Genomic DNA, 26077 nt, shown 5'->3' on the forward strand with positions numbered 1-26077 from the left:
CACGGGAGCGGCGAAATCGGGCCTCGCCCCCTCGCGTCTCATGGCTCGCCGACGTCATCGCGCGCCGACGCGAGCGCGGCAGTCACCAGTGCGACGACCCTCGGGTCCTCCGGGTCGGCGAGGTCGTCGAACTCGACCGACCACGTCAGCGTGCGCTCGCCACCGGCGCCGCGCCGCGCCACCACCCGTGCCGTCCCCAGCGGAAGCGGCACGACCCGCTCGAGCAGCAGGCTCGCAGTCACACGCTCGCGCACGAGCTGGAGCAGCCGCGCGGGACTGTCCAGGCGCAGACGATGGACCGCGCGACCCTCCCCCGCCTCCGTGACCGTGAGGACGCCCGACTCCTGGTCCCACGTGGCGGCCCGCATGTGCTCCCAGGCGAGTCGGCGGCCGGGCAGGTACAGCGCCTCGCGGGTCCCGGCGAGGACCTCCTGCGACCCGGCTACCGGGGCCGTGGCCAGGACTCGCTCGCCCGAGGCGACGGGCACCGAGGGCCGCCGGAGCCGCCTCACGACACGACGATCCGGTCGCGCAGGGCGCGGCGCTGCCGCTCGAGCCGGTCGAGCTCACCCGCGACCTCGAAGTAGCCCGTGGGATCGCCGACCGGGTCCGCGCGCTGGAGTCGGCTGTGCGCGTCAGCGATCTGCCGCACGACGGCCGCCTCACGGAGCCGGACCACGTGCTCCAGGACGTACGCCGGGGTGGCCTCCTTCGCGCGGATCGGCTCGACGGCCAGCGCGCTCACCACCTGGCCGAGGCGCGCGTCCGTGGCGCCGGCCCCCACATGCGAGACCCACTGCTGGTCCGCAGCGCCCTCGACCGGACCGCCCGCAGCCGCCACGAGCTCCCACACCGCGCGGTAGACGGGGTGGCTGAAGTCGTCCGCCGCGACCTCGGCGGTGCTCCGCCCGATCGCCACCGGGTGCTGCAGGACGAGCTTGAGCGTCTCGCGCTCGACGGCGAACCGCGGGTCGAGCAGGTTCGGCAGTCTCGGGGCCGACGGGGCATGCTGTGCGCTCGGACCAGGGCCTTGGCCATGGTCCTGGCCCCGACCTTGGCCCCGCTGCTGGCCCCGACCCTGGCCGCGACCTTGGTCACCGTTCTGCGCACGACCCTGCGCACGACCCTGGGCACGACCCTGGGCGCGCCGCACCTCGCGCAGCGCCTGCTCCATGTCGACCCCGACCATGCCGGCGAGGTCGCGGGCGAACCCGTCCGCCTTGGATCGGTCGCGGACCGCGGAGACCAGCGCGGCGCCCTCCCGCAGCGCGTCGACCCGTCCGTCGGCGCGGTTCAGGTCGTACTTGCCGACCACGTTGCGCAGCACGAACTCATACAACGGCCGCCGGCCGTCGATCAGGGCGCGCACGGCCTCCTCGCCCTGCGTGAGGCGCAGGTCGCACGGGTCCAGCCCGTCGGGCGCGACGGCGACGTACGTCGGCGAATGGAAGTCCTCGTCGGCGGCGAAGACCTTGACCGCGGCCGCCTGTCCTGCGGCGTCGCCGTCGAAGGTGAAGATGATCTCGCCGGTCGAGCCCTCGAAGTCGCCCATGAGCCGGCGCAGGACCCGACCGTGGTCAGCAGTGAACGCCGTGCCGCAGGTCGCCACGGCGGTCGTGACGCCGGCCAGGTGGCAGGCCATGACGTCGGTGTAGCCCTCCACGATGACAGCCCGTTGCGTGGACTGCAGGCCCTTGCGGGCCAGGTCGATGCCGTAGAGCACCTGGTTCTTCTTGTAGATCGGCGTCTCGGAGGTGTTGATGTACTTCCCGGCGACCCGGTCGCCCTCGAAGAGCTTGCGGGCGCCGAAGCCGATGACGTCACCGTTGGACTCCCGGATCGGCCAGGTGACGCGGCCCTCGAAGCGTGCGGAGCCCCAGTTGCCGACGATCCCGGCCACCTTCAGCTCCTCCTCGGAGAAGCCGCGGCCGCGCAGGTGCTGCGCGAGCAGGCGGCCGTTGGTCGGCGCGAAGCCGACGCCGAACTGCTGCGCCGCCTCCTGGTCGAACCCCTTGTCGGCGAGGAAGCGCCGTGCGACGACCGCATCCGGGCCGGTCAACTGCGCGGCGAGGAACTCCTGCGCCACCTTGTGCGCCTCGACCAGCTTCCCCCGCCCCGGCCCGCGCCGCTCCTGCGGTCCGTCGCCGTCCTCGCGCTGGAGCTGCACGCCGACCTTGTCGGCGAGCCGCTCGACGGTCTCGCCGAAGCTGAGCCCGTCGATCTTCTGCACGAAGGCGATGACGTCGCCACCCTCGGAGCACCCGAAGCAGTGGTAGAAGCCGCGGGACGGGTTGACGTTGAAGCTCGGGGTCTTCTCGTCGTGGAAGGGGCACAGCCCCTTCAGCGAGCCTCCCCCGGCGTTGCGCAGCGTGACGTACTCCCCGACGACGTCCTCGATCCGGGCCTTCTCGCGCACCTCGGCGATGCTCTTCTCGAGGATGCGTCCGGCCACGGGCCGATCCTACGGTCCACAGGGGCGCCGGCGCCCCAGGTCTCCACACCCGGCCGCCGCGGGACCTGCGTCAGTAGTCGCCGCTCATCACGTTGGCCAGCGGTTGGCCGGTCGCGAACCGCTCGAGCTGGGCCCGCACGAGCCGGTGGGCGCGCGGCCACATGGCGCTGCTGGCGCCGCCCACGTGCGGGCTGACCAGCAGGTTCGGCGCGCTCCACAGCGGGTGGCCGACCGGCAGGGGCTCGGGATCGGTGACGTCGAGCGCCGCATGGATCCGGCGTGTGCCGAGCGCGGCCACCAGGTCGTCGGTGACGACGACGGCACCGCGGGCGACGTTGACGAGCAGGGCGCCGTCCTTCATCCGGCCGAGGAAGTCGGCGTCCACCAGGCCACGGGTCTCGTCGGTGAGCGGCACGATGAGAACGACCACGTCGGCGGTCGGCAGAAGCTCCGGAAGCTCCTCGATGGCATGGACGCCGGCACGGGCGCGTCGGGCGACGGGCACCACGTCGCACTCGAAGGGCCGCAACCGCTCCTCGAGGGCGGAGCCGATGGCGCCGTGACCGACCAGCAGCACTCGCTTGTCCGCAAGCGACTGCTCGAACCCGCCCCGCCACTCGTGCGCGTCCTGCTGACGGACGAACCGCGGCAGCTCGCGCAGGCTCGCCAGCACCAGTGCGACGGCGAGCTCCGCCGTCGAGGTGTCATGGATGCCCCGGCCGTTGCAGAGCGTCACGCCGTCCGGGATCCGCGCTCGGAGGTTGTCGACGCCGGCTGACAGCGTCTGGACGACCTCGAGGGAGGTCATCTGGTCGAGCACGTCCGCAACCCCCGGTCCGACGTTGTACGGCGTGACGTAGAAGGCGACCTCGCCCACCGTGTCGGGCACATGCCGCGTGGGGTCAACCACCTCGTAGCGCAGACCGGCAGGCGGCTCCGCCAGCAGGTCAGGGTCGAACGGCAGCCACACCAGAGGCTCAGACATGGGATCCTCTCGTCAGTCGGGTGTGCCACACCACCGCCGTGACGTCGGTGAGCGACGCGACCTGGTCGATGACGACGCGCAGCCGGGCGGCGTCGTCCGATGCCGAGCGCCAGTCGTCGGCGAACTGCCCGTCGAGCGCGTCCGGTCCTCGGTCCACCAGCGCGTCGACCAGCTCGGCCAGCAGTTCGCGCTGGCGCTGCTGCTGGCGCCTGCGGTCGTCGGAGCGCATCACGTAGTGCACCGCGATCGCCTTGAGCACGGCGATCTCCCGCCTCGTCCGCTCCGGCACGACGAGGTCGGACCGGTAGCGCGCGAACGACCCCGGCGCCCCCGAGGCGGCCCGCACGTCGCCGCAGAAGCGCCCGATCAGGTCGCTGGTCAGGTTCTTCAGCGCCGCCAGACTTCGCCTGCTGCCGTCGTACGACGCCGTCGGCCAGCTCCCGACGTCCCGCAGCGATCGCAGGGTCTCGGCGAGCTCGTCGTCGGTCGCCTCGGGGAGATACCACTCCCGCACGACCTCCCAGACCGGCTCGACCTCGATCCGGGTGAGGTCGATGCGGCCGGCGACCACCCCGTCCTCCACGTCGTGCACCGAGTAGGCCACGTCGTCGGCGAGGTCCATGATCTGCGCCTCGACGCACTGGCGGTGCCCGGCCTCCGGGGAGCGCAGCCACGTGAAGACCGGTAGGTCGTCCTCGTAGACGCCGAACTTGGGACCGGGCCGCTCCTCGCGCCGCCACGGGTACTTGGTGCAGGCGTCCAGGGTGGCGCGGGTGAGGTTGAGGCCGACCGAGCGGCCGTGGGCGTCGAAGGTCTTCGCCTCCAGGCGGGTGAGGATCCGCAGCGTCTGGGCGTTGCCCTCGAAGCCGCCGCACGGCTCGGCAAGACGTGCGAGGACCTCCTCGCCGTTGTGGCCGAAGGGCGGGTGCCCGAGGTCGTGGGCCAAGGCCGCCGTCTCGGCGATGTCGGGCTGACTGGCGCCTGGAGACGGGCTCAGAGCGCGCGAGAGGTCGCGGGCGACCTGGGCCACCTCGAGGCTGTGCGTCAGCCTGTTGCGGACGAAGTCGTCCGACTGCGGCCCGACCACCTGCGTCTTGGCGGCCAGCCGACGCGACGAGGCGGCATGCACCACCCGAGCGCGGTCGCGCTCGAACGGGGTCCGCTCGGGCGCCTCGACCCGCTTCGGTGGCTCCGCGACGATCCGCTCACGGTCGGCGTCGTCGTAGAGCGGGTCCACGAGGGAACCCTAGCGAGCCGCTCTTGTGTCAGTTGGTGCCGATGTGGACGTGATCCATATGGTTCGCGGTGGCAGAGCCGTGGTCGCCGTAGTCGCGCCAGCCCTCGGAGGAGCGGACCGGGGTCCAGATCCGGTCGTACCAGATGAGGTCGTAGAGGTCGAGCTCGGCGGCATGCGCCCGGGCCCAGGCCGCGACCTCGTCCCCGAGCGCCTTGTCGCCGTAGACCATCACGTCGAGCGCGTTGCCGGTGTCGTGCTCGGAGCGAGCCGCCCAGCCGCCGTACTCGGTGACCTGCGGGAAGGCGTGGCACACCGACCGGTAGACCTTGATCGTCTGGGGCTTGAGGCCCTTCTCGACGCTCATGTCGGGGCACGGCTGCATCGAGATGCCCGCCGGCCCGGCGGGAGCAGCAGCCCTCGCCGCGGGCGTCGCCGTCGGCTCGGGCTTCGGCCTGTGGTCGTCCAGGTAGCCCGCCGTCACCCAGCGGACCTGCCCGGCGACGACCACCTCGAGACGACCGTCGAGCTGACGGCCCGTGGCGAGCACCTTCGTGCCGGCCTTCGCCACGCCGTCCTGCTCGGCGCTCTTGCCCGGGCTCTTCCAGAGGTCAAGCGCCGTCGTCGTCCAGCGGGTCTCGCCGGTCCGCGCCGCGACCGCCTGCCGGCGGTTGAGGGAGCGTGACACCGAGGTGCCGCGGTCCTGGAGCCGCACTGCGGCGCTCGGCACGGCCTGGGCCGACGGGGTCGTGACCGTGCCGACATCGGCGGCCGCCACGACGGCACCGGAGCCGCCGCTGCCACCGGCTGTCAGGCCGACGGTGACCGCAGCAGCGGTGGCGACGAGGGCCACCGGCGCGGCGACGATCGCGGCCCGCGGGAACGGAGCACGGGCGAACGGCGCACCAGACAGGTGGGGAAGGGGCAGCTTGGGGCGGGGGAGCTTGGGGAGGGAGAGCTTCGGGCGGGCATCGGTGTCCCGCTTGTGGCGACCTTTGGCCACAGCGCTGATCCTTTGCATCGACGACAGGTTCAGCGCCTCACTCGGCCCCGAGAGGCCGTCGAGACAGCCTCGGATCGAGCGAAACGCGCCCCTACTGAAGCACACCCGTCGAGGCCTCGCCGCATCGGGACCAGATGACGAACAGGTGAACCTGGTCACGCGAGCTGGTGAAGTCGCCGCGTCGAGCGGGGGCGATCAGCCTCCGGAGACGGTGTCCTCCGTGATGACGCAGCCGATGCCGTCGGTGTCGTCGAGCCAACCCTCCGGGAGCACGACCTTCTCCCTCGGCGACCCCTGGCGCCCCCGTGGCGCACCCAGCTCGGAGACCGGGAAGGGCTCAGCCGGGTCGAGCTCGGCGAGCAGGGCATCGAGGTCCGCGAGGGTCTTGACCAAGCCGAGGTCGCGCCGCATCGCGCCGCCGGCGGAGAAGCCCTTGAGATACCAGGTCACGTGCTTGCGGAACTCCTTGCACCCGCGCTCCTCGCCCATGTGCTGGCAGAGCAGCTCGGCGTGGCGGCGCATCATCGTCGCCACCTCCCCGAGCGTGGGCAGGGCCTTGATCTCGACAGGCTCGGCCGACGAGAGACTCGCAAAAGCCGCGGCCAGGTCGCGGAACAGCCAGGGCCGGCCGAGGCAGCCGCGGCCGATCACGACGCCATCGACGCCGGTCTGCTCGACCATGCGCAGCGCGTCCGCGGCCTCCCAGATGTCGCCGTTGCCCAGCACGGGGATGCTGGTCACGACGGACTTGAGCTCCGCGATCGCGTCCCAGTCCGCCACGCCGGAGTAGGCCTGCGAGACCGTGCGGCCGTGCAGGGCGATGGCCGCGGCGCCGCTCTCCGCGGCGATCCGGCCGGCGTCGAGGTAGGTGAGATGGTCGGCATCGATGCCCTTGCGGGTCTTCATCGTGACGGGGACGCCGTAGGGCGCCGCAGCGTCGACCGCGTGCCGGACGATCTCACCCAGCAGGTTCCGCTTCCACGGCAGCGCTCCCCCGCCGCCCTTGCGGGTGACCTTCGGGACCGGGCATCCGAAGTTGAGGTCGATGTGAGCCACGCCGTACTCCGCGCAGAGGATCTCGGCGGCCTTCCCGACGTAGGCGGGGTCGGTGCCGTAGAGCTGGACCGACCGCACCGTCTCGAGCTCGTCGAAGACGAGCATGTCCTTGGTGTGCTGGTCACCCTCGACCAGCCCGCGCGAGGTGATCATCTCGCAGACGTAGAGGCCCGCGCCCTGCTCGGCACACAGCCGCCGGTACGCCGCGTTCGTGATGCCGGCCATCGGCGCGAGCACCACGGGCGTGGCGATCTCGAGGTTGCCGAGCCGAAGCGTCATGCCGCCATTCTCCGATGCCCCTCGGCCCGGCGCCGAATCCGCAGGCGGCCGCCACGACGCGCGCCTCAGGCGGCCGGCCGCGCGCCGAGCGTGACGGCGGGACCCCGCCACACGATCGCCGAGACGTCCTGAGTCGGACGGAACGCGGCGCCCACCAGCGCCCCGCGGCTCGGCACGAGGTAGACGAGGCACACCGCCGTGCTGGCCCCGGCCCCGAAGGGCTTCGGCAGCAACCGGTCGTGGCACGGCTTGAAGGTCTCCTTGAAGACGGACGGCTCGACGAGCTGGTCCGCCGCGCTCTCGCCGTACAACGGCACGGGGACTCCGGCGAGGTCGGAGGAGCCGACGTTGGTGATGTGGGCATGCACGAAGAAGGGTGCGTACGTCTTCGTGCGGGCATCGACCCGCCAGTCCCGGAAGCTACGGGCGAACGTTGTCCGCTCGAGGCTGTCGACGCTGATCCGCAGCGTGCCCACGACGCTCTGCCGTGGTCGCCAGGACACCGTCGCCGTCTCCCCCAGCGCCAGGTCAGTGCCCGGCTCGGTGAGCACGGGGCCACTCGGCGACTCGGCGGAGGTGGAGGAGGACCTCGACGGCGTCGGGGCCGCGCCGCGGGACGAGGCCGCTGCCGAGCCGCTGCTCACGCCGCCCGAGGTGCTGTCCGAGGAGCTGTCCGATTGGCCGGAGCAGCCCGCGAGGAGGCCCAGGGCGACCAGGGCCGAGGCCAGGACCGGCGCCTGCGGCCGGGCCACCTCAGCAGCCCAGCAGCCGCTCGGCCAGGTAGGCCGGCACCCGGTCGAGCGAGACGCGCTCCTGGGCCATCGTGTCGCGCTCGCGGATGGTGACCGCCTGGTCGTCGAGGGTGTCGAAGTCGACAGTGATGCAGAACGGCGTGCCGATCTCGTCCTGGCGTCGGTAGCGCCGGCCGATGGCCCCGGCGTCGTCGAAGTCGACGTTCCAGCTCTTGCGCAGCTCCGCCGCGAGGTCGCGCGCCTTCGGGGACAGCTGCTCGTTGCGGCTCAGCGGCAGCACGGCCGCCTTGACCGGGGCCAGGCGCGGGTCCAGCTTGAGCACGACGCGCTTGTCGACGCCGCCCTTGGTGTTCGGTGCCTCGTCCTCGGTGTAGGCGTCGACGAGGAAGGTCATCAGGCTGCGCGAGAGCCCGGCGGCCGGCTCGATGACGTACGGCGTGTAGCGCTCGTTCGTCGCCTGCTCGAAGTAGCTCAGGTCGGTGCCGGAGTGCTTCGAGTGAGTGGTCAGGTCGAAGTCGGTGCGGTTGGCGATGCCCTCGAGCTCGCCCCACTCCGACCCGGGGAACTCGAAGCGATACTCGATGTCGACCGTCCGCGTCGAGTAGTGCGACAGCTTCTCGGTCGGGTGCTCGAAGTGGCGCAGGTTCTCGGGCTTGATGCCCAGGTCGGTGTACCAGGCCGTGCGCGTGTCGATCCAGTACTGGTGCCACTCCTTGTCCTCGCCCGGCTTGACGAAGAACTCCATTTCCATCTGCTCGAACTCGCGAGTGCGGAAGATGAAGTTGCCCGGCGTGATCTCGTTGCGGAACGACTTGCCGATCTGGGCGATGCCGAACGGGGGCTTCATCCGCTGGCTGGTCAGCACGTTGTTGAAGTTCACGAAGATGCCCTGAGCCGTCTCCGGGCGCAGGTAGTGCAGGCCCGACTCGTCCTCGAGGACCCCGAGATAGGTCTTGAGGAGGCCGGAGAAGTTGCGGGGCTCGGTCCACTGGCCGCGGGTGCCGCAGTTGGCGCAGGCGATGTCGGACAGCGGCACGTCGTCAGGGTTGCTGATGCCCTTCTTCTCGGCGTACGCCTCCTGCAGGTGGTCGGCGCGGAAGCGGTGGTGGCAGCTCAGGCACTCCACGAGCGGGTCGGTGAACGTGGCGACGTGGCCGGATGCCTCCCACACCTGGCGCGGGAGGATGACGCTGGAGTCCAGGCCGACGACGTCGTCGCGGCTGGTGACCATCGAGCGCCACCACTGCCGCTTGATGTTCCCCTTGAGCTCGACTCCGAGCGGGCCGTAGTCCCACGCGCTCCGGGTGCCGCCGTAGATCTCGCCGCACGGGTAGACGAAGCCCCTGCGCTTGGCGAGGGAGACGACGTTGTCGACGGTCGATGCTGGCGGCTTGGCCACGGAGGTCCTGCTTCCATGTGAGGTGCGGGTGAGGTCGGCTCGGTGAGAGGCCAGCCTATCGAGTCCCCCGCTCACGCACGGCGTCCGGGCGCCGGTGCTGGCACCGCCGAAGCGGGTGTGGATTGACAATGATTCTCACTGCGAGTGAGAATCATTGTCATGTTCCGAGTGCTGGCCGCCGTGACGGTCGCGGTCACCGCCGTGGCGGGGCTGACCGGCTGCGCGGCGTTCTCGGAGAAGGCCTCCACCCCACACGACGGTCACATCGACGTCGTCACCGGCTTCTATCCGCTGCAGTTCGTCGCGCAGCGGGTCGGAGGAGACCTCGTGCGGGTGAGCAACCTGACCCACCCGGGACAGGAGCCGCACGACCTCGAGCTCACGCCGAAGCAGACCGCCGAGACGGCACTCGCCGACGTCGTCGTCTACGAGAAGGGCCTCCAGGCCTCCGTGGACGCCGCCGTGCAGCAGTCCGGGGCGGCGAAGGTCGACGCCGCGGAGGTCGCCGGGCTCGAGCCGATCAGCCACGGCGGGCACGACGACGCGTCGAAGGACGGCGAGCAGCACGGCCAGCTCGACCCCCACTTCTGGCAGGACCCGCTCAAGCTCGCCAAGGTCGCCGACGCGCTCGCGGACCGGCTGGCACGGCTCGACCCGGCCCACGCGCCGACGTACCGGGCGAACGCCGAGTCACTGGACGCCGACCTGCGCCGGCTCGACCAGGCCTACGCCGCCGGCCTCGCCCACTGCCAGCGGAACACGATCGTGGTCTCGCACAACGCATTCGGCTACCTGGGCCGGTACGGCCTCTACATCGAGCCGATCGCCGGCCTCTCTCCCGACGCGGAGCCGACGCCCGCCGACCTCGGCCGCCTGCACCAGCTGATCACCTCCGACGGCATCACCACTGTCTTCGGCGAGCGGCTGGTCCCGCCAGCACTCGCGCACACGCTCGCGAACGACATGGGAGTCGCCTCTGTGGTGCTGGACCCGATCGAGGGCCTGACCGACCAGACCGCCCACGACGACTATCTGTCCCTCATGCGCACCAACCTGACGGCCCTCGAAGCCGCGAACGGATGCCGATGACCGCCCCGACCGCGTTGCCGCTCGCTCTGACCGGAGGCGTCGTCGCGATCGGCGGCCGCCCGGTGCTGCGCGGGATCAACCTCACCGTCGCCACCGGCGAGCTCGTCGCCCTCATGGGCGCCAACGGCTCGGGCAAGTCCACCCTGGTGCGAGCGCTCACCGGCCTGCGACCGCTCGCCGGCGGTCATCTCGAGCTCTTCGGCACGCCCCTGGCCGCGTTCGACGACTGGCAGCGCATCGGCTTCGTCCCCCAGCGGGTCGGCGCGACCTCCGGCGTGCCGGCGAGCGTCTGGGAGGTCGTCGCGTCAGGCCGGCTCCCCCGGCGGCGGCTGTTCCGTCCGCTCGGGCGCGCCGACCGTGCCGCCATCGACGACGCCCTCGAGATCGTCGGCCTGGCCGACAAGGCACGCGACGGCGTCGCGACGTTGTCCGGGGGTCAGCAGCAGCGCACGCTCATCGCGCGAGCCCTGGCCGGTCAGCCGGAGCTGTTCTTCCTCGACGAGCCGACCGCGGGCGTCGACCTGCCCAACCAGCACGCCCTCGCCGAGGCGCTCGCCCAGCTGAAGGCGCGCGGGGCCACGATCGTGCTCGTCGCGCACGAGCTCGGTCCCCTCGAGCCCCTCGTCGATCGTGCCGTCGTCATGCGCGACGGCAGAGTGGCCTACGACGGCAGGCCGCTCACGCACGCCGAGGTCCACACGCCGCACCACGGGTCGCCGTACGACCTGCATGTCGACCACGCTCCCCACGTGGGCTCGCCCCTCGAGAACGACGAGGAGACCCACTCGTGACTCCCACCGAGCTCTTCGGCCTGCCGTTCATGCAACGGGCCCTCATCGCCGCCGTCTTCACCGGCATGGCGGCCCCGGCGGTCGGCACCTATCTCGTCCAGCGCCGACTGGCCCTCATGGGCGACGGGCTCGGCCACGTCGCGGTCACCGGTGTCGCGCTCGGCCTGCTCACCGGCGCCTCACCGACGTGGACAGCCGTCATCGTCGCGGTGCTGGGTGCCGCCCTCATCGAGCTCATCCGGGAGCGTGGCCATGCGAACGGCGACGTCGCGCTGGCGCTCCTCTTCTACGGCGGCCTCGCCGGCGGTGTGCTGCTCACCGGCCTGAGCGGGCAGTCGGCGACACACCTGCAGGAGTATCTCTTCGGCTCGATCACCACCATCTCGATCAGCGACGTCATCGTGACGATGGTGCTCGCAGCGGTCGTGATCGCGGTCGGCGTCGGCCTTGCGCCGCAGCTCTTCGCCGTCGCCCAGGACCAGGAGTTCGCGAAGGTCTCCGGCCTCAACGTGCGCGCCTACAACCTGCTGGTCGCGGTCCTCGCGGCCGTCAGCGTGACCGTCGCCATGCGCACGGTCGGGCTCCTGCTGGTCAGCGCGCTCATGGTCGTCCCGGTCGCGACGAGCCAACAGGTCGCGCGGTCGTTTCGGACCACCCTGCTGGGCGCGATGGTGATCGGCACCTTCGCATCGCTCGGCGGACTGGTGGTCTCCGCGTTCGCCTCGTTCAAGGCGACCGTCGCGCCCGGACCGACGATCGTCCTGCTGGCGCTCACGTGCTTCGCCGTCACCTGGCCGGTCGGCACGCTCCTGCGGCACCGACGGCGGCTCGCTGAGCCCTTCCCGATCGACCCGGAGTCCCCCGCCGACCATGAGACGTGCGAGGACACCCACGAGCACCAGCACGGACCGCACTGCGGCCACCTCGCCGTCGAGCACGGCGACCACGTCGACTACGTCCACGACGGCCACCGGCACGCGGTGCACGTCGACCAGACGGGAGCGCCTCACTATGACGAGCACTGACCGCGGGGCCAACGAGACGCTGCGCCCGACCAAGCAGCGCCTCGCCGTCGCCTCCGCTCTCGCCGAGACCGACGGCTTCCACTCCGCCCAGGAGATCCACGAGCTGCTCGCCCGCCGAGGCGACTCGGTCGGGCTCGCCACCGTCTACCGGACGCTGCAGCGGCTGGCCGAAGCCGGCGAGGTCGACATGATGCGGACCGAGGACGGGGAGGCGATCTACCGTCGCTGCTCCGACAGCCATCACCACCACCTCGTCTGCCGCTCGTGCGGCCGCACCGTCGAGGTCGAGGGCCCTGCCGTCGAGCGCTGGACCAGCGCGATGGCCGCCGAGCACGGCTACGCCGACGTCTCGCACACGCTGGAGATCTTCGGCACCTGTCCGGCCTGCCGCTGACGGCTACCCGGCGCGCTGCCGGCCGTCAGGCCTGGTTCGGGAGCGCCCCGCCGTAGCGGCGGTCGCGGCGGGCGTAGGTCTCGCAGGCTGCCCAGAGATGTCGGCGGTCGACGTCGGGCCAGAGCACGTCGGTGAAGACCATCTCGGAGTACGCCGCCTGCCACAGCATGAAGTTGGACAGGCGCTGCTCCCCCGACGTCCGCCACACCAGGTCCGCATCCGGCAGCTCCGGCACATAGAGGTAGCGCGCGAACGTCCTCTCGTCGACCCGGTCCGCGCTGAGCCGACCGGCGGCGACGTCCTGCGCGATGCGGCGCGTGGCGTCGACCAGCTCGGCCCGGCCGCCGTAGTTGACGCACATCGTCAGCGTGCAGACGTCGTTGTCCTGGGTGAGCTCCTCGGCGATCTGCAGCTCCTTGATGACCGAGCGCCACAGCCGCGGTGCCCGCCCGGCCCAGCGGACGCGCACGCCGAGCTCGTTCATCTCGTCGCGCCGGCGTCGGATGACGTCGCGGTTGAAGCCCATGAGGAAGCGCACCTCGTCGGCGGACCTGGTCCAGTTCTCGGTGGAGAACGCGTAGGCGCTGATCGCCTTGACTCCCAGCTCGATCGCGCCCTCGACCACGTCGAACAGAGAGGACTCGCCCGCCTCGTGCCCCTTCGTGCGAGGCAGCCCGCGCTCCTTGGCCCACCGTCCGTTGCCGTCCATGATCACCGCCACGTGCGCCGGGACCAGCTCGGGCGGGATCGGTGGCGGCGTCGCACCCGACGGGTGCGGGCTGGGGCGGCGGTGCTCCCGGGTCGGGGCCTGACGGACGGCGCGCTTCACGAAGGACGAGCCTAGGGCTCCCGGGCGGGACCGCTGACGATCAGGGCCGCCAGCACCGTGGTGATCGGCATGGCGAGCACGAGCCCGACGCCGCCGGTCAGGGACCTGACGACCTCCTCGGCGATCTCCTCGGTGCCGAGCAGGTCGAGGAACGGCCGGTCGTAGAGCTGAACCGCCAGCAGGAGGGCGAGCGAGGTGCCGACATAGGCGAACGCGAGGGTGTAGATGGTCGACGCCACGTGGTCGCGGCCGATCCGCATGGCGCTGCGGAAAAGCTCGCCGCGGCGCATGCCGGGTGCCGCGGCCCTCAGCTCCCAGACCGCGGAGGCCTGCGTGATCGTCACGTCGTTGAGCGCTCCGAGCCCGGCGATGACGACCGAGGCGACCAGCACCTCCTGCAGCCTCAGCCCGGGCACCTGGGTGACGAGCGTGCTGCCGCCCTCGTCGACGACGCCGGACAGATGGGTGCCGCCGACGGCGTACCAGGCCATGAGCGCCGTCAGCGCGACGCCCGCAAGCGTGCCACCGAGCGCCACACTGGTGCGAAGCGACAGCCCGTGGGTGAGGTAGAGGACGACGTACATGATCGCGACCGCGGCCACGACGGCGACCGGGACGACCGGGTGGCCGCTGAGCAGCGAGGGCAGCAGGAACCACCACACCACTGCCGCAGCGAAGCCGAGACCGACGAGCGCCATCAGGCCGCGCAGTCGCGCCACCGCCAGGACGGCGACGGCGAACACTCCCAGGAGGAGCCAGAGCGGGGCCTGCCGCTCGATGCTGAAGTAGCTGTAGGTCGCCCGCTGACCACTCGTCGCGGGCAGGCGCAGCAGCTCGAGGGTGTCGCCCGGCGAGAGCCCCGAGTCGGAGACCTCGGGCGGCACCTCCACGGTGACCGTGGTGCCCTTCTCGGGGCCGCCGGTCAGTGTGGCGGTGACATGGCCGCAGCGCGATGTGTCGGCGGCGCCGATCTGCGCACACCGCTCCTGGACGCGCGTGACGGTCGCGGAGCGGTAGGTCGCCCCCTTCGCCGTGAACGCCATCGAGCCCTGCAGCTTGTCGACCTTCGCGGAGTCCGGCCACCAGCGCACCACGCCCGCGAGCGTGACCACCGCGACCACGGCGAGCAGCACCGTCAGTGCGAGCCGCGGACCCCGGCCGACGGCCACCTCCGGCGCGGGACCGTGCGCATGACCGTGTCCGTGCCCATGCCCGTGACCAGGTGCGGCCTCGTTCGTCCGGCGGGCGTGACCGCCCGCGTGCTTGCCCGCCACCGCGTCAGCGCTCGACGTACTCGAGGGACCGCAGTCCCCGCTCGAGATGCCAGGCCAGGTAGGCGGCCACGAGGCCGCTCGCCTCGCGCAGGTGACGCGGCTCAGCGGCCTCGACCACCGGCCAGTCTCCGGCCAGCAGCGCGCCGAGCACGGCGAGCGTCTCGGAGGCCGGGGACGCCGAGCCGGGCACCCGGCACGTGGCGCACAGCACTCCGCCGAGCGAGGGGTTGAACCACCGGTGCGGGCCCCCCGAGGACGGCAGAGTCCCGCACCGCGCGCAGGCCTCGAAGCTCGGCGCGTAGCCCGCGACCGACAGCGACCTCAGGAGGTAGGAGTCAAGCACTTGCGAGGGCGTGCGCTCCCCGGAGGCGAGCACCCGCAGACCGCCGACCAGGAGCAGGAACTGCTGCAGCGAGGGCTCGCGCTCCTCGGCGACGAGCCGGTCCGCCGTCTCCAGCATCACCGTCCCGGCGGTGTAGCGGTCGTAGTCGCCGCCGATGCCCGCATGGAAGGGGGTGAGCGTCTCGGCCTGGGTGATGTGGTCGAGCGAGCGCCCCTCGGAGAGCTGCAGGTCCACGTGCATGAACGGCTCCAGTCGCGACCCGAACCTCGACGTCGTACGCCGGACCCCGCGCGCGACCGCACGCACGCGTCCGTGCTGGCGGGTCAGCAGGGTGATGATGCGGTCGGCCTCGCCCAGTTTGTGGGTACGCAGCACGATCGCCTCGTCGCGGTAGAGAGGCACGGGCCTATTCTGCGCTCATGACCCCAGGGGCGTGGACAGGCGCGCAGCCCATGCGCACATCGGAGGATCTGCGCACCGAGGAGTGGCGCGACATCTCCGGCCGGCGAGGCACGCCCCTCGACTGGACCCTGCTGGGGCTCGCCACCGTCTCCGCCCTGCTGCCGCTCTGGTTCCTCTACGCTCCGCAGCCGCCGTCCACGCGCACGGCAGCCGACTGGTATGACCCGCTGCTCGTCGTCGACCTCGTCATCTGCGTCGTCTTCCTCGTCGCGATCTGCGTGCGCTGGCTGCGGTCCCGGATGGGTCGGATCTACCTGAGCCGGCACTGGTGGGAGATCCCGGCGCTCGTCCCCTTCATCATCCCGGCCGTCAACGACCGGCCGTGGATCATGTGGATCCTGCTGGTCGCTCGTGCGGCGCGGTTCGTGGACCGCACCGACAACATCTTCGGCGACCGCTTCACCGCCGCGCTGGTGCAGCGCTTCGCCGACCCGATCGTCGACACGGTCAGGCGCCCGGTGACCGTCGCCGTCCTCGACGAGGTCGCCGACGTGCTGAACAAGGGCACCTACACCACGAACATCAGGCACGCGATCGACGAGAACCGTGTCCAGCTCGAGGCGATGGTCCTCGAGCTGGTCAAGCAGGACCAGATGACCGGCAAGGTCCGGTTCGTGCCGTTCCACGACGACATCGTGCGCCTGACGACCGACACCGTCCTGCGGATCCTCGACCGCGCGCTCGACGACCCCCGCACCGCCGAGCTCGTCAGCGACGTCATCCGCACCACGATCGAGCAGGTGCAGCAGGCGGTGCGGGACCGTCAGTAGGCCTCGATACGCCGCCGCTCGTCCCTCGCGGCGGCTACCCGACCAGCGCAGCCCCGCGGTTGACCGCGGAGATGACCGCCTTGAGCGAGGCGGTGACGATGTTGGCGTCGATGCCCACGCCCCAGTAGATCTCCGGGCCCACCGAGCACTCGACGTACGCCGCCGCGACGGCGTCGCCGCCCGCCGAGAGCGCGTGCTCGGCGTAGTCCAGGACCCGCACGTCCCAGTCATGGCCGAGGCCGTTGATCGCGTCGACGAACGCCGCGATGGGACCGTTGCCGGTGCCCTCGAGCGTGCGCAGCTCCCCGTCGACGTACACGTTCACCGTGAGCGCGTCCTTCTCGCCCGCCGCCGAGGAGGTGTGCACCGAGTTGAGCCTGAGCGGCGTGGCCTGGTCCAGGTACTCCGCACGGAAGATCTCCCAGATCTTCTCCGAGCTCACCTCGCCACCCTCGGCGTCGGTGTGCTGCTGGATGACCCGGCTGAACTCGATCTGCGCGCGACGCGGCAGGTCCAGCTTGTGCTCGGCCTTCAGGACGTAGGCCACGCCGCCCTTGCCGGACTGGCTGTTGACGCGGATGACGGCCTCGTAGGTGCGGCCGACGTCCTTCGGGTCGATCGGCAGGTACGGCGCCTCCCAGTCGATCTCGCCGACCGGGCGGCCCTGCTCCGCGGCGATCCGGTCGAGGTCCTCCAGGCCCTTCTTGATCGCGTCCTGGTGGGAGCCGGAGAAGGCGGTGTAGACCAGGTCGCCCGCGTAAGGGTGGCGCGGGTGGACCGGCAGGTTCGTCGCGTACTCGACCGTGCGACGGATCTCGTCGATGTCGGAGAAGTCGATCATCGGGTCGATGCCCTGGCTGAACAGGTTCATCCCCAGGGTGACGAGGTCGACGTTGCCGGTGCGCTCGCCGTGGCCGAACAGGCAGCCCTCGACGCGGTCGGCGCCGGCCATCAGCGCCAGCTCGGTCGCGGCGACCGCGGTGCCTCGGTCGTTGTGCGGGTGCAGGGAGATCGCGGAGACGTCGCGCCGGGTCAGTCCGCGGCCGAAGTACTCGATCTGGTCGGCGTAGGTGTTCGGCGTGGACATCTCGACGGTGGCCGGCAGGTTGAGGATGATCTCGCGGCCGGGCTCAGGCTGCCAGACGTCGGAGACCCGCTCACAGACCTCGAGGGCGAAGTCGGTGTCGGTCTGGGTGAAGATCTCCGGGCTGTACTGGTAGCCGAAGTCGCCGGTGCCGACGATGCCGCCCAGGTACTGCTCGGCGTACTTGATCACCATCTCGGTGCCGCGGGTCGCGATGGCGATGCACTCGTCGGGGGTGACGCCGAAGACGACGCGGCGGAAGAGCTCGGCGGTGGCGTTGTAGAGGTGGATCGTGGCTCGGGGCGCCCCGGCCAGCGACTCGGCCGTCCGTTCGATGAGATCGTCGCGGGCCTGGGTCAGCACCGAGATCTGGACGTCGTCGGGGATCCGGTCCTCGACGATGAGCTGGCGGACGAAGTCGAAGTCGGTCTGGCTGGCGCTCGGGAAGCCGACCTCGATCTCCTTGTAGCCCATCCGCACGAGCAGCTCGAACATCTGCAGCTTGCGGCCGGGGGTCATCGGGTCGATGAGCGCCTGGTTCCCGTCGCGCAGGTCGGTGGAGAGCCACCGCGGCGCGTGGGTGATCTTCTTCGCCGGCCAGGTGCGGTCGGGGACGTCGACAGGCACGAACGCGCGGTAGCGCTGGAACGGCATGCCGGAGGGCTTCTGCTGGTTGCTGGTGTTGCTCAGGTTGGTCATGGCTTCGCTCGGTCTTCCTCAAGCTGGGAGTGGGCGCCGGGCGCACGACTCAACTCCGCAGCGAGGGGGTCCGGCGTCTCAGGCCCCGCTGCGGCAGCTAAGGAGGAGGCTGCACATCATGATGACCACACCATACCCCAGTCTCCCCGAGTAGGCCGCAGTCGGGTCCGCCCGAGGGGCGGGTGCCGCCTGGCTGCCGCCAGCCGAGCCTCTCGCGTCGGTCTCGGCCGGACTGGTTGACTGGACCCGGCACCGTTGCCTGAGTGCCCCGATCGAAACCGAAGTGAACCGAAGGAGTGCCCCCATGGCGGATCTGGTCGAGCTCGGGCGGGACGAGAGCTGGGACCTGGTGCCCCAGCAGCCGATCTGTCGAGTCGCCTGGTCGACGGGCAACGGACCGTTCGTGCTACCGGTCAACCACGTCGTGCACGGCCGCTCGATCTGGATCCGGACCGCTGCGTACTCCTCGCTGGTGCGCGAGGTCGACGACACCCGGGTCGCCGTGCTGGTCGACTCCATCGACACGAGCACGCGCCTGGGCTGGAGCGTCCAACTGCGCGGCGTCGCGCACGTGCACTGGCACGCCGAGGAGGTGCCCACCGAGGTCCGCACACTGCACACCTGGGCGTCCGGCCCGCGCCCGCTGTGGATCCATCTCACCCCCGACGAGATCCACGGCCGTCGCCTGGTCGCCGGCGACTGAGCCGGACCGGCGGTAGGCAATGGCACGGCTGCTCGTCGTGCACCACTCGCCCACGCGCTCGCTCGAGCGCCTCACGGCGTCGGTGCTGGCCGGCACCTGCGACCCCGAGATCGACGGGGTCGAGGTCGTTGAGCGACACGCGCTCGACGCGACGGCGTCAGACGTCCTCGCCGCGGACGGCTACCTGCTCGGCACCGCCGCCCACTTCGGCTACATGAGCGGTGCGCTCAAGCACTTCTTCGACACCACGTTCCTGAGCGTGGGCGGCGCGCTGGACGACTCAGGCGGCGGCTCCAGCGCCGGCGCGAACGGCCTGACCGCGCGGCGTCCCTTCGGGCTGTGGGTGCACGGTCGCTACGACACGACGGGCGCGGTCCGGTCCGTGGCGGCCATCGTCGGCGCGCTCGGCTGGACGCAGTCGGCGCCGGTCCTCGAAGTGCTCGGAGATGTCGAGGAGGCCGACGAGGAGGCGGCCTACGAGCTGGGGGCGACCCTCGCGGCCCTGCTGGCGTCGTAGGCGTCTCCCTGGGCTCTCCCGACCGGCATCTCTGGGGCGGGCGGCTAGCATCGATCGCCGTGCGTCCCGCCGTCCTCCTGCTCTCACTGCTACTGCCCCTGGCCCTCGTGGCGGGCTGCGGCGGGAAGAACGTCCCGCCGGGCGCCGACCCGGCCCAGGTGGACGCCACCACCGTGCCGAAGCTGGGCGCCTGCCGCAACCTCAGTCGTGCCGACATCGCTGCGCCGTCGAACGCCGGGAAGCTGGTCGCCTGCACCGAGCCGCACGACGCCGAGACCTTCGCCTCCGGGCCGCTGCCGGCGAGCTTCAAGGACGCCGACTACCACGACACCGCGCTCGACGAGTGGGCCTACCGGACCTGCAGTCAGGCGCTCACCCAGCACCTCGGCACGACGGACAGCGTCGTGATGCGGGCCATCCTCAGCTGGGTCTGGTTCCGACCGTCGCAGAAGGCCTGGGACAAGGGCGCACGGTGGTATCGCTGCGACATCATCGGCGGCGGCGCCGGATCGCGGCGCTACCTCGACCTGCCGACGACCACGAAGGGCCTCATGGCCGAGCGCCCCGACGACCACTGGATGACGTGCGCACGCGGCACCGACCCCGACCACGGTGCCAAGATCCCCTGCTCCAAGCAGCACACCTGGCGCGCCGTGACCGTCATCAAGGTCGGCGAGCCCGGGGACGCCTACCCCGGCGACGCGGCGGTCGCCGCCAAGAGCAAGAGCTTCTGCTCCTCCTCCGTCGCGGCGTGGCTGGGCTATCCCACCGACTACGACTACGCCTACACGTGGTTCCACGAGGCGGAGTGGAAGGCCGGCAACCGAAGGTCGGTCTGCTGGGCGAAGACGAGCCAATGAGGAGCCACGCCCGCCTCCTCGTCCCGCTCGTGGGTCTCCTCCTGCTGCTCGCCGGCTGCACCTCAGGCGACCCGAAGGCGGGCACCTCGTCGGGCGGGTCTGCGACCGCGCACGCGACCGCGCCGGCGCCCGCACGGGCGAGTGCCGCCCCGGCGCCGGCCGACCGGACCTGCCACCGGCTGAGCTACGCGCAGGCACTCGCGCCGACCACCACGGACACGCCTGTGCCCTGTCGAGGCGCGCACACCTCCCAGACGTACGCCGTCGGGCGGGTGAGCACCGAGGTCAGCGGCCATCTGGTCGCGATCGACTCGCCCCGCGTCCAGCGGCAGGTCCGGACCATCTGTCCTCGGCAGCTGGGGGCGTTCCTCGGCGCCTCCACCGAGCGGCTCCGGCTCTCGATGCTCCGGCCGGTCTGGTTCACCCCCACGGTCGCCGCCTCCGACCAGGGCGCCGACTGGTTCCGATGCGACGTGATCGCCGTGGCCGGCGACCAGCAGCTCGCCTCGCTGACCGGCACCCTCAAGGGCGCACTCGGCGGCAGCTCGGACACCTACGGGATGTGCGGCACCGCCGAGCCCGGCACGACGGCGTTCCGTCGGGTGCTCTGCCGCGAGCGGCACTCCTGGCGCGCGCTGCGGAGCGTCTCGCTCGGCGGCGGTGCCTATCCCGGCGCCGCGGCGGCGAAGGCCGCAGGGCAGAGGCCGTGTCAGGCTGCCGGCAAGACTGTCGCCAAGGACGCCCTCGACTACAAGTGGGGCTACGAGTGGCCGACGGCCGCGCAGTGGGCCGCCGGGCAGACCTACGGCATCTGCTGGGCCCCGGGCTAGTCCCCAGGGCTCGTCGGGCTGAGACCGGGCCGGCCGCCCTCAGAAGCCGAGCTTGCGCAGCTGGCGGGGGTCGCGCTGCCAGTCCTTCGCGATCTTGACGTGCAGGTCGAGGTAGACCGGCACCCCGAGCAGCTCGGCGACCTGCAGCCGAGCACGGCGGCCCACGTCCTTGAGCCTGGAGCCCTTGTGGCCGATGACGATGCCCTTCTGGGAGTCCCGCTCGACATACAGGCTCGCGTGGACGTCCATCAGCGGCTTGTCCTCGGGGCGGTCCTCGCGCAGCCCCATCTCCTCAACCACGACGGCGATGGAGTGCGGCAGCTCGTCGCGGACGCCGTCCAGCGCCGCCTCACGGATCAGCTCGGCCACGAGGATCTCGTCGGGCGAGTCGGTGAGGTCGCCCTCGGGGTAGAGCGGCGGCCCCTCCGGCAGCAGCCCGAGCAGAAGGTCCGCGAGCAGGTCGATCTGTCCGGCCTCCCCGCCGGCCTTGCTCGAGACGGGCACGATCTCGGCCCATTCGATCCCGAGGTCGTCGCCGAGGGCCGCGATGTCGAGGAGGTGCTCCCCGATCCGCTCGGGGCCGACCAGGTCGGTCTTGGTGGCCACCGCCACTCGCTTGATGTGCTTCTTCAGCTTCGCGACGCTCTCGGCGATGCGCCGGTCCCCCGGTCCGATCTTCTCGTCGGCGGGGAAGCAGATCGCCACGACGTCGACCTCGGTCCAGGTGGCCTCGACGAGGTCGTTGAGGCGCTCGCCCAGCAGCGTGCGCGGGCGGTGCAGGCCGGGCGTGTCGACGAGGATCAGCTGCCCGTCGGCGCGATGGACGATGCCGCGGACGACGGTGCGGGTCGTCTGCGGCTTGTCGGAGGTGATCGCGACCTTGGTGCCGACCAGGGCGTTCGTGAGGGTGGACTTGCCAGCGTTGGGGCGGCCCACGAAGGAGACGAACCCGCTGCGGAACGTGGTGGGGTCCTCGCTCATCGATCGGCCTCCTGCCGCGCCTCGTCGTACTTCTCCCAGATCTGCTCGTCGCTGAGCCCCGCCGCCTTGCCGGCCCGGTAGATCGGGCCCGGGTCGACGGCCCGTGGCTGCCGTCCGGCGCTGTGGCGCCAGTAGCCCATCACGTCGTAGGCGTGGCTGGGGAGCCGACGCTCGCGCATCAGGTGCTTGCGGATCGCGCGCATCTGCGCGGACTCGCCGGCCATCCAGAAGTAGCCCTCACCGGCGGGCCATGGCAGCGACTCCACGGTCGCGGCCAGTCCGTCACCCACTCCGGTGGACCAGGTGACCTCCGCCGAGCCCGGCAGGTAGCCGGCGAGCTCGTCGGTGTCCGGCACCTCGGCCCAGACCCGGGTCGGGAGGCCCTGGGCCGCGGCCGTCTCAGCGATCCGTGCCATCGCGGGCAGGGCCGTCAGGTCTCCGACCAGCATCAGCCACTGGGCGCCGTCCGGCAGCTCGAAGGAGCCCTTCGGCTCGCTGATCGTGACGGTCTCCCCCACGATCTGCTCGCGTGCGGCCCATTCGGTCACCAGTCCCGTCTCGTGGACGACGACGTCGAGGGTGAGTCGGCCCGCGCCCTCGGGCGAGCCCGTCGCCCTGACCGTGTAGTAGCGCGACTGGAACTGCCCCGGCACCACGAGACCGACCCACTCGTCGGGGATCTGCGTGGAGACGAACGCCGGCACGTCGAGCAGGATCCGCACGAGGTGTGGCGACAGCTGCTCGCGGCCGACCACCTCCGCGGCGTACTGCTCGGCCCTGACACTCACGGTGCCAGGCTAGCGAGCCGCGGGCTCACGCCCCGAACTCGTGGCGAAGCGGGTAGCCCGAGACGCCGTCGACGGTCTTGCTGGCCAGCACGTGGTGCAGCTGGATCTGGTTGCGCTCGAAGCCGAGCCGCGAGCCGGCCATGTAGAGGCCCCAGACCTTCGCCGTGCCGAGGCCGACCTCGTCCACGCAGGCGTCCCAGTGCTCGACGAGGTTGGCGTTCCAGCCGGCGAGCGTCTTGGCGTAGTGCACCCGGAAGTTCTCATGGTGCTGGACTTCGAGACCCTGGTCCTCCACGGCCGTCACGATCGTGCCCGAGCCGATGAGCTCGCCGTCGGGGAAGACGTAGCGGTCGATGAACGCGCCCGCCGTGGCACTCTGCCTGTTGTCATCGCGGGTGATGCAGTGGTTCAGCATGCGGCCCTGCGGCTTGAGCCGGTCGCGGATGAACCCGAAGTAGGCCGGGTAGTTCTTCACGCCGATGTGCTCGGTGAGGCCGATCGAGCTGACGGCGTCGAAGTCGGACTCCTCGACGTCGCGGTAGTCGGAGAACCGCACCTCGGCGAGGTCGTCGAGGCCCTGTCGCTTGATCTCCTCCGCCGCCCAGCTCGCCTGCTCCCGCGAGAGGGTGACGCCGAGCGCCTTGACGCCATAGTGCTTCGCGGCGTGGCGCACCATGCCGCCCCAGCCGCAGCCGATGTCGAGCAGGCGCTGGCCGGGCTTGAGGTCGAGCTTGCGGCAGATGAGGTCGTACTTGTGGGCCTGCGCCTCCGCGAGGCTGGCGTCCTCGGTCGGGAACACCGCGCAGGTGTAGGTCATCGAGGGACCGAGCACGTACTCGTAGAACGTGTTGGAGACGTCGTAGTGGTGGTGGATCGCGTCGGCGTCACGCTCCTGCGAGTGGCGACCCCACTTCGCGAGCGCCGCGACGTTGCCGCGCAGGCCCTCGACCTTGTGTCTCCACGCGGGCAGGTGCTCCTGCGGCGGCGGCTTCGGCGGGTTGAAGTTCGAGATCCCGAGGCTGCGCACCAGAGCGACGACGTCGCCGATCGACGGCCGCTTGAAGTCGGTCTTCTCGAGGATCAGTGACAGCAGCGGGTAGGGGTCACCCGGATGGGTGCCGTGCAGCTCCAGATCGCCGCTCACGTAGGCGCGGGCCAGCCCCAGATCGCCGGGGGCGGTGAGGATGTAGCGCAGCCCACGCTCGTTGAGGACCTCCAGGCCGTACGGCGAGTCGAGGTCCCCGGCCTCGCTGCCGTCGAAGGCGCTGAGCCGGAGCGGCAGGCCACCGTCGAAGAATCCGTTGATCGTTGCTGCGATGTTCTCCTGGGTCACCGCTTCTTCACCGCCTTCTCGTAGAGGCTCGTGAGCCTGTCGTGGGGGTCGTAGGTCGCCTTCACGGCCGCCAGGTGGGCACCGTCGTAGAGATCGTCGAACGTGGCCTTGTCGTAGAAGGCCTCGGAGTAGAGGGACTTGTGGCCGCCGAGCTCGTGCACCTTCGTCTCGATGGCGCGGTTCTTCGGACCCTGGGTCGCCTCGGGCCCGACGTGGACCGTGCCCCAGAACCCCGCGTTGACGTAGAGCTCGCCGGGCGCGAGGGGGTAGGACGGCCACTTCCGGTGCGCGACCAGCGGACACAGCCAGACCGGCCGCATGCCGACCTCGTCGTCGAACCACTCCAGGAAGGCGGGCAGGTTCTCGACCGGGACCTCGATGTCCTGCACCACGCGCTCACGCAATGGCCGACCGGCACGCCGGTCGAGCCGGTCGGCGATCGCGAAGCGCCGGTCCAGGCCCAAGAGTCGCATGTAGACGTCGCTGCGACGGTAGCGGCGCGGCCAGATCCGCCTCAGCAGCGGGTGCTGCGCGCCGAAGGCGCCCGAGCACCAGAACCAGTCGGTGTCCCAGCGCCACAGATAGTCGTACATGGTCAGCAGGTCCGACCCTGCCCCGTTCTCGGCGCGTTGCTGGAGGGAGCGGTAGTAGATCTCTTGCCCGGCGTAGTCGGACGGGGTCGCGCCGCGGGTGTCGTCGGTCCAGGTGGCGAGCGTCAGGTAGTACTCCCCCGGCGCGAACGCGACGCCGTCGAGCCCGTCGACGCGCGTGCCGTCGTGCTCGCGCGTCGCGGTGACCTCGGCCATCGTCTTCGCCAGCTGCCCGGCGTCGTCGAAGCGGACGTGACGCAGTCGGACGAAGCTGGGCACCCGCTCCAGCTTGATCCGCAGCCGCGTGGCGTAGCCGAGGCTGCCGTAGGAGTTCGGGAACGTCTCGAAGAGATCGCGGTGGTCGCCCGTCGGTGTGGCCGTGACGACGTCGCCGGCACCGGTGAACACGTCCATCTCCAACACCGACTCATGCGGGAGGCCGTTGCGGAAGCTGGTCGACTCGATGCCGAGACCGGTGACGGCTCCGCCCAGGGTGATGGTGCGCAGCTGCGGAACGACATACGGGATCAAGCCGTGCGGCAGCGTCGCGTCGACGAGGTCCTCGTAGGTGCACATGCCTTGGACGTCGGCCGTCTGTGCCTCTGCGTCCACCTCGATCACGCCGGTGAGCCCGCTGACGTCGAGCCCTGGAGCGGTCGAGGCGTCGCGAGCGCGGAAGAGGTTGGTCGTCCGCTTCGCGAGCCGCACCGGCGCCCCCGCGGGGATGGCGTCGTAGGACGCGCGCAGCCGCGCCACCGCGTCGTCGTGCTGCCGCCAGGCACTGGACTCGATGGCGCCGGTCGTCACATCGCTTAACCTACTCTGCCCGCGCCTCGCTCGAAGGTCCCGGGTGGCTCACGATGCCGAGGGACCTCATCGGCTCCCTTATCCTCGTCGCGCCCCACACCCCCGCGATGAACCAGGAGATCCCGGTGTCCACCGCTGCCGAGCGTGACGCGATCGCCAACCTGGCCGAGAAGGCCTGGCCCTACTTCGAGAGCAACCAGGTCAAGTGGCGCAGCAAGCCCGTGACGCAGGCGCGTCTGGCTCTGGCGATCGAGGCGCTCCTCGACCACATGCGCGCCAAGAAGTCCGACATCGCGACGATGACCGGGCTGACCGCCTACCGGGAAGAGGACGGCATCCACATCACCATCGAGATCGGCACGCTCCCACTCGAGTGAGGTCTCGCCAGGTCGAGGATCCTCAGCCCTGACGGGCGAACGACTCGTGGTTGCGGATGACCTCGGCGATGATCACAGCGAGGAACTTCTCGGCGAAGACAGGGTCGAGGCCGCTCTCCTCAGACAGGCGTCGCAGCCGCTCGATCTGCACCGCCTCGCGGCTCGGGTCGGCCGGTGGGAACCCGGCCTGCGCCTTGAGACGACCGACCTGCTCGGTGCACTTGAACCGCTCCGCCAGGAGGTGCACGAGGGCTGCGTCGAGGTTGTCGATGCTGGCTCGCAGTCGCAGCAGCTCGGCCTGGGGATCGTCCGGCGCACTCACGCCTGCCATCCAAGCATCTCCAGGCCTCCGACTGTGACGGGTCTCGGGT

The 26077-nt window shown here is 71.1% G+C and carries 27 protein-coding genes; 10 read left to right on the plus strand and 17 right to left on the minus strand.

What is annotated here, in order from left to right:
- Nucleotides 1–38 precede the first annotated feature (38 nt).
- From ACYQ1K_RS18270 to ACYQ1K_RS18305, 8 genes are all read right to left on the minus strand, one after another.
- A complete protein-coding gene (locus ACYQ1K_RS18270) occupies nt 39–512 on the minus strand; it encodes a hypothetical protein (RefSeq protein ID WP_459984682.1) in 474 nt (157 codons plus the stop codon).
- Entirely contained in the window at nt 509–2452 is a 1944-nt protein-coding gene (dnaG, locus tag ACYQ1K_RS18275) for a DNA primase (protein ID WP_459984683.1), read from the minus strand. The genes ACYQ1K_RS18270 and dnaG overlap by 4 nt, the downstream gene beginning before the upstream one ends.
- 70 nt (nt 2453–2522) lie before the next feature.
- On the minus strand, nt 2523–3437 hold the full coding sequence (locus tag ACYQ1K_RS18280; RefSeq protein ID WP_459984684.1) for a 2-hydroxyacid dehydrogenase: 915 nt from the start codon (nt 3435–3437) through the stop codon (nt 2523–2525).
- Entirely contained in the window at nt 3430–4674 is a 1245-nt protein-coding gene (locus ACYQ1K_RS18285; protein ID WP_459984685.1) for a deoxyguanosinetriphosphate triphosphohydrolase, read from the minus strand. Before ACYQ1K_RS18285 ends, ACYQ1K_RS18280 begins: the two co-directional genes overlap by 8 nt.
- A 28-nt stretch (nt 4675–4702) precedes the next feature.
- Nucleotides 4703–5674, minus strand: coding sequence for a VldE C-terminal domain-containing protein (locus tag ACYQ1K_RS18290; protein WP_459984686.1), 972 nt, complete (start codon nt 5672–5674; stop codon nt 4703–4705).
- Nucleotides 5675–5869: 195 nt separating this feature from the next.
- On the minus strand, nt 5870–7009 hold the full coding sequence (dusB, locus tag ACYQ1K_RS18295; protein ID WP_459984687.1) for a tRNA dihydrouridine synthase DusB: 1140 nt from the start codon (nt 7007–7009) through the stop codon (nt 5870–5872).
- Nucleotides 7010–7074: 65 nt separating this feature from the next.
- Entirely contained in the window at nt 7075–7761 is a 687-nt protein-coding gene (locus ACYQ1K_RS18300; protein WP_459984688.1) for a hypothetical protein, read from the minus strand.
- Nucleotide 7762: 1 nt separating this feature from the next.
- Nucleotides 7763–9160: a glycine--tRNA ligase gene (locus ACYQ1K_RS18305; RefSeq protein ID WP_459984689.1), complete on the minus strand. Its 1398-nt coding sequence runs from the start codon at nt 9158–9160 to the stop codon at nt 7763–7765.
- Nucleotides 9161–9319: 159 nt separating this feature from the next.
- Here ACYQ1K_RS18305 and ACYQ1K_RS18310 point away from each other — a divergent pair, with 159 nt between their 5' ends.
- From ACYQ1K_RS18310 to ACYQ1K_RS18325, 4 genes are read left to right on the plus strand one after another with little or no spacing between them, the layout of a single operon-like run.
- Entirely contained in the window at nt 9320–10249 is a 930-nt protein-coding gene (locus tag ACYQ1K_RS18310; RefSeq protein WP_459984690.1) for a metal ABC transporter substrate-binding protein, read from the plus strand.
- A complete protein-coding gene (locus ACYQ1K_RS18315) occupies nt 10246–11040 on the plus strand; it encodes a metal ABC transporter ATP-binding protein (RefSeq protein ID WP_459984691.1) in 795 nt (264 codons plus the stop codon). The genes ACYQ1K_RS18310 and ACYQ1K_RS18315 overlap by 4 nt, the downstream gene beginning before the upstream one ends.
- On the plus strand, nt 11037–12065 hold the full coding sequence (locus ACYQ1K_RS18320; protein WP_459984692.1) for a metal ABC transporter permease: 1029 nt from the start codon (nt 11037–11039) through the stop codon (nt 12063–12065). Before ACYQ1K_RS18315 ends, ACYQ1K_RS18320 begins: the two co-directional genes overlap by 4 nt.
- A complete protein-coding gene (locus ACYQ1K_RS18325) occupies nt 12052–12459 on the plus strand; it encodes a Fur family transcriptional regulator (protein ID WP_459984693.1) in 408 nt (135 codons plus the stop codon). The genes ACYQ1K_RS18320 and ACYQ1K_RS18325 overlap by 14 nt, the downstream gene beginning before the upstream one ends.
- A 25-nt stretch (nt 12460–12484) precedes the next feature.
- Here ACYQ1K_RS18325 and ACYQ1K_RS18330 read toward each other — a convergent pair whose 3' ends face one another.
- The 3 genes from ACYQ1K_RS18330 to recO are packed head-to-tail and all read right to left on the minus strand — an operon-like array spanning nt 12485 to nt 15307.
- On the minus strand, nt 12485–13288 hold the full coding sequence (locus ACYQ1K_RS18330) for an isoprenyl transferase (RefSeq protein WP_459984694.1): 804 nt from the start codon (nt 13286–13288) through the stop codon (nt 12485–12487).
- A gap of 11 nt (nt 13289–13299) precedes the next feature.
- Nucleotides 13300–14562, minus strand: coding sequence for a YibE/F family protein (locus ACYQ1K_RS18335; RefSeq protein WP_459984695.1), 1263 nt, complete (start codon nt 14560–14562; stop codon nt 13300–13302).
- A gap of 4 nt (nt 14563–14566) precedes the next feature.
- A complete protein-coding gene (gene recO / locus ACYQ1K_RS18340; RefSeq protein ID WP_459984696.1) occupies nt 14567–15307 on the minus strand; it encodes a DNA repair protein RecO in 741 nt (246 codons plus the stop codon).
- Between the two features lie 50 nt (nt 15308–15357).
- Between recO and ACYQ1K_RS18345 the strand changes: the two genes are divergently transcribed.
- The gene (locus tag ACYQ1K_RS18345; protein WP_459984697.1) at nt 15358–16137 is read left to right on the plus strand and encodes a hypothetical protein; all 780 of its coding nucleotides are present in this window, start codon (nt 15358–15360) and stop codon (nt 16135–16137) included.
- 34 nt (nt 16138–16171) lie between these two features.
- Here the strand turns inward: ACYQ1K_RS18345 and leuA are convergent, their stop codons facing one another.
- Nucleotides 16172–17920: a 2-isopropylmalate synthase gene (leuA, locus tag ACYQ1K_RS18350; RefSeq protein ID WP_459984698.1), complete on the minus strand. Its 1749-nt coding sequence runs from the start codon at nt 17918–17920 to the stop codon at nt 16172–16174.
- 304 nt (nt 17921–18224) lie between these two features.
- Between leuA and ACYQ1K_RS18355 the strand changes: the two genes are divergently transcribed.
- From ACYQ1K_RS18355 to ACYQ1K_RS18370, 4 genes are read left to right on the plus strand one after another with little or no spacing between them, the layout of a single operon-like run.
- Nucleotides 18225–18623 carry a pyridoxamine 5'-phosphate oxidase family protein gene (locus ACYQ1K_RS18355; RefSeq protein ID WP_459984699.1) on the plus strand — a complete coding sequence of 133 codons (399 nt, stop codon included), beginning with the start codon at nt 18225–18227 and terminating at the stop codon, nt 18621–18623.
- Nucleotides 18624–18642: 19 nt separating this feature from the next.
- Nucleotides 18643–19140: a flavodoxin family protein gene (locus ACYQ1K_RS18360; RefSeq protein ID WP_459984700.1), complete on the plus strand. Its 498-nt coding sequence runs from the start codon at nt 18643–18645 to the stop codon at nt 19138–19140.
- 59 nt (nt 19141–19199) lie between these two features.
- Nucleotides 19200–20000, plus strand: a complete 801-nt coding sequence (locus tag ACYQ1K_RS18365) for a septum formation family protein (RefSeq protein ID WP_459984701.1) — start codon at nt 19200–19202, stop codon at nt 19998–20000.
- Nucleotides 19997–20830 carry a septum formation family protein gene (locus ACYQ1K_RS18370; RefSeq protein ID WP_459984702.1) on the plus strand — a complete coding sequence of 278 codons (834 nt, stop codon included), beginning with the start codon at nt 19997–19999 and terminating at the stop codon, nt 20828–20830. Before ACYQ1K_RS18365 ends, ACYQ1K_RS18370 begins: the two co-directional genes overlap by 4 nt.
- Nucleotides 20831–20869: 39 nt before the next feature.
- Here ACYQ1K_RS18370 and era read toward each other — a convergent pair whose 3' ends face one another.
- Genes era through ACYQ1K_RS18390 form a run of 4 tightly spaced genes read right to left on the minus strand, consistent with a single transcriptional unit; the run spans nt 20870 to nt 25329 of the window.
- Entirely contained in the window at nt 20870–21811 is a 942-nt protein-coding gene (era, locus tag ACYQ1K_RS18375) for a GTPase Era (RefSeq protein ID WP_459984703.1), read from the minus strand.
- Nucleotides 21808–22599, minus strand: a complete 792-nt coding sequence (locus ACYQ1K_RS18380) for a siderophore-interacting protein (protein ID WP_459984704.1) — start codon at nt 22597–22599, stop codon at nt 21808–21810. Before ACYQ1K_RS18380 ends, era begins: the two co-directional genes overlap by 4 nt.
- A gap of 25 nt (nt 22600–22624) precedes the next feature.
- Nucleotides 22625–23932, minus strand: a complete 1308-nt coding sequence (locus tag ACYQ1K_RS18385) for a class I SAM-dependent methyltransferase (RefSeq protein ID WP_459984705.1) — start codon at nt 23930–23932, stop codon at nt 22625–22627.
- Nucleotides 23929–25329: an FAD-binding oxidoreductase gene (locus tag ACYQ1K_RS18390; RefSeq protein ID WP_459984706.1), complete on the minus strand. Its 1401-nt coding sequence runs from the start codon at nt 25327–25329 to the stop codon at nt 23929–23931. Before ACYQ1K_RS18390 ends, ACYQ1K_RS18385 begins: the two co-directional genes overlap by 4 nt.
- A gap of 53 nt (nt 25330–25382) precedes the next feature.
- Between ACYQ1K_RS18390 and ACYQ1K_RS18395 the strand changes: the two genes are divergently transcribed.
- A complete protein-coding gene (locus ACYQ1K_RS18395) occupies nt 25383–25706 on the plus strand; it encodes a hypothetical protein (protein WP_459984707.1) in 324 nt (107 codons plus the stop codon).
- Nucleotides 25707–25728: 22 nt separating this feature from the next.
- Here the strand turns inward: ACYQ1K_RS18395 and ACYQ1K_RS18400 are convergent, their stop codons facing one another.
- A complete protein-coding gene (locus tag ACYQ1K_RS18400; protein WP_459984708.1) occupies nt 25729–26037 on the minus strand; it encodes a chorismate mutase in 309 nt (102 codons plus the stop codon).
- Between the last annotated feature and the right edge of the window lie 40 nt (nt 26038–26077).

The sequence above is a fragment of the Nocardioides sp. AN3 genome (genome assembly GCF_054653495.1).

Excerpts from the sequence above, each read along its gene's own strand:
- ACYQ1K_RS18280 (WP_459984684.1), bottom strand. The coding sequence starts at position 3,437 with ATGTCTGAGCCTCTGGTGTGGCTGCCGTTCGACCCTGACCTGCTGGCG.
- dusB (WP_459984687.1), bottom strand. The coding sequence starts at position 7,009 with ATGACGCTTCGGCTCGGCAACCTCGAGATCGCCACGCCCGTGGTGCTC.
- ACYQ1K_RS18310 (WP_459984690.1), top strand. The coding sequence starts at position 9,320 with ATGTTCCGAGTGCTGGCCGCCGTGACGGTCGCGGTCACCGCCGTGGCG.
- ACYQ1K_RS18315 (WP_459984691.1), top strand. The coding sequence starts at position 10,246 with ATGACCGCCCCGACCGCGTTGCCGCTCGCTCTGACCGGAGGCGTCGTC.
- ACYQ1K_RS18325 (WP_459984693.1), top strand. The coding sequence starts at position 12,052 with ATGACGAGCACTGACCGCGGGGCCAACGAGACGCTGCGCCCGACCAAG.
- ACYQ1K_RS18345 (WP_459984697.1), top strand. The coding sequence starts at position 15,358 with ATGCGCACATCGGAGGATCTGCGCACCGAGGAGTGGCGCGACATCTCC.
- leuA (WP_459984698.1), bottom strand. The coding sequence starts at position 17,920 with ATGACCAACCTGAGCAACACCAGCAACCAGCAGAAGCCCTCCGGCATG.
- ACYQ1K_RS18355 (WP_459984699.1), top strand. The coding sequence starts at position 18,225 with ATGGCGGATCTGGTCGAGCTCGGGCGGGACGAGAGCTGGGACCTGGTG.
- ACYQ1K_RS18360 (WP_459984700.1), top strand. The coding sequence starts at position 18,643 with ATGGCACGGCTGCTCGTCGTGCACCACTCGCCCACGCGCTCGCTCGAG.
- ACYQ1K_RS18370 (WP_459984702.1), top strand. The coding sequence starts at position 19,997 with ATGAGGAGCCACGCCCGCCTCCTCGTCCCGCTCGTGGGTCTCCTCCTG.
- era (WP_459984703.1), bottom strand. The coding sequence starts at position 21,811 with ATGAGCGAGGACCCCACCACGTTCCGCAGCGGGTTCGTCTCCTTCGTG.
- ACYQ1K_RS18395 (WP_459984707.1), top strand. The coding sequence starts at position 25,383 with ATGCCGAGGGACCTCATCGGCTCCCTTATCCTCGTCGCGCCCCACACC.
- ACYQ1K_RS18400 (WP_459984708.1), bottom strand. The coding sequence starts at position 26,037 with ATGGCAGGCGTGAGTGCGCCGGACGATCCCCAGGCCGAGCTGCTGCGA.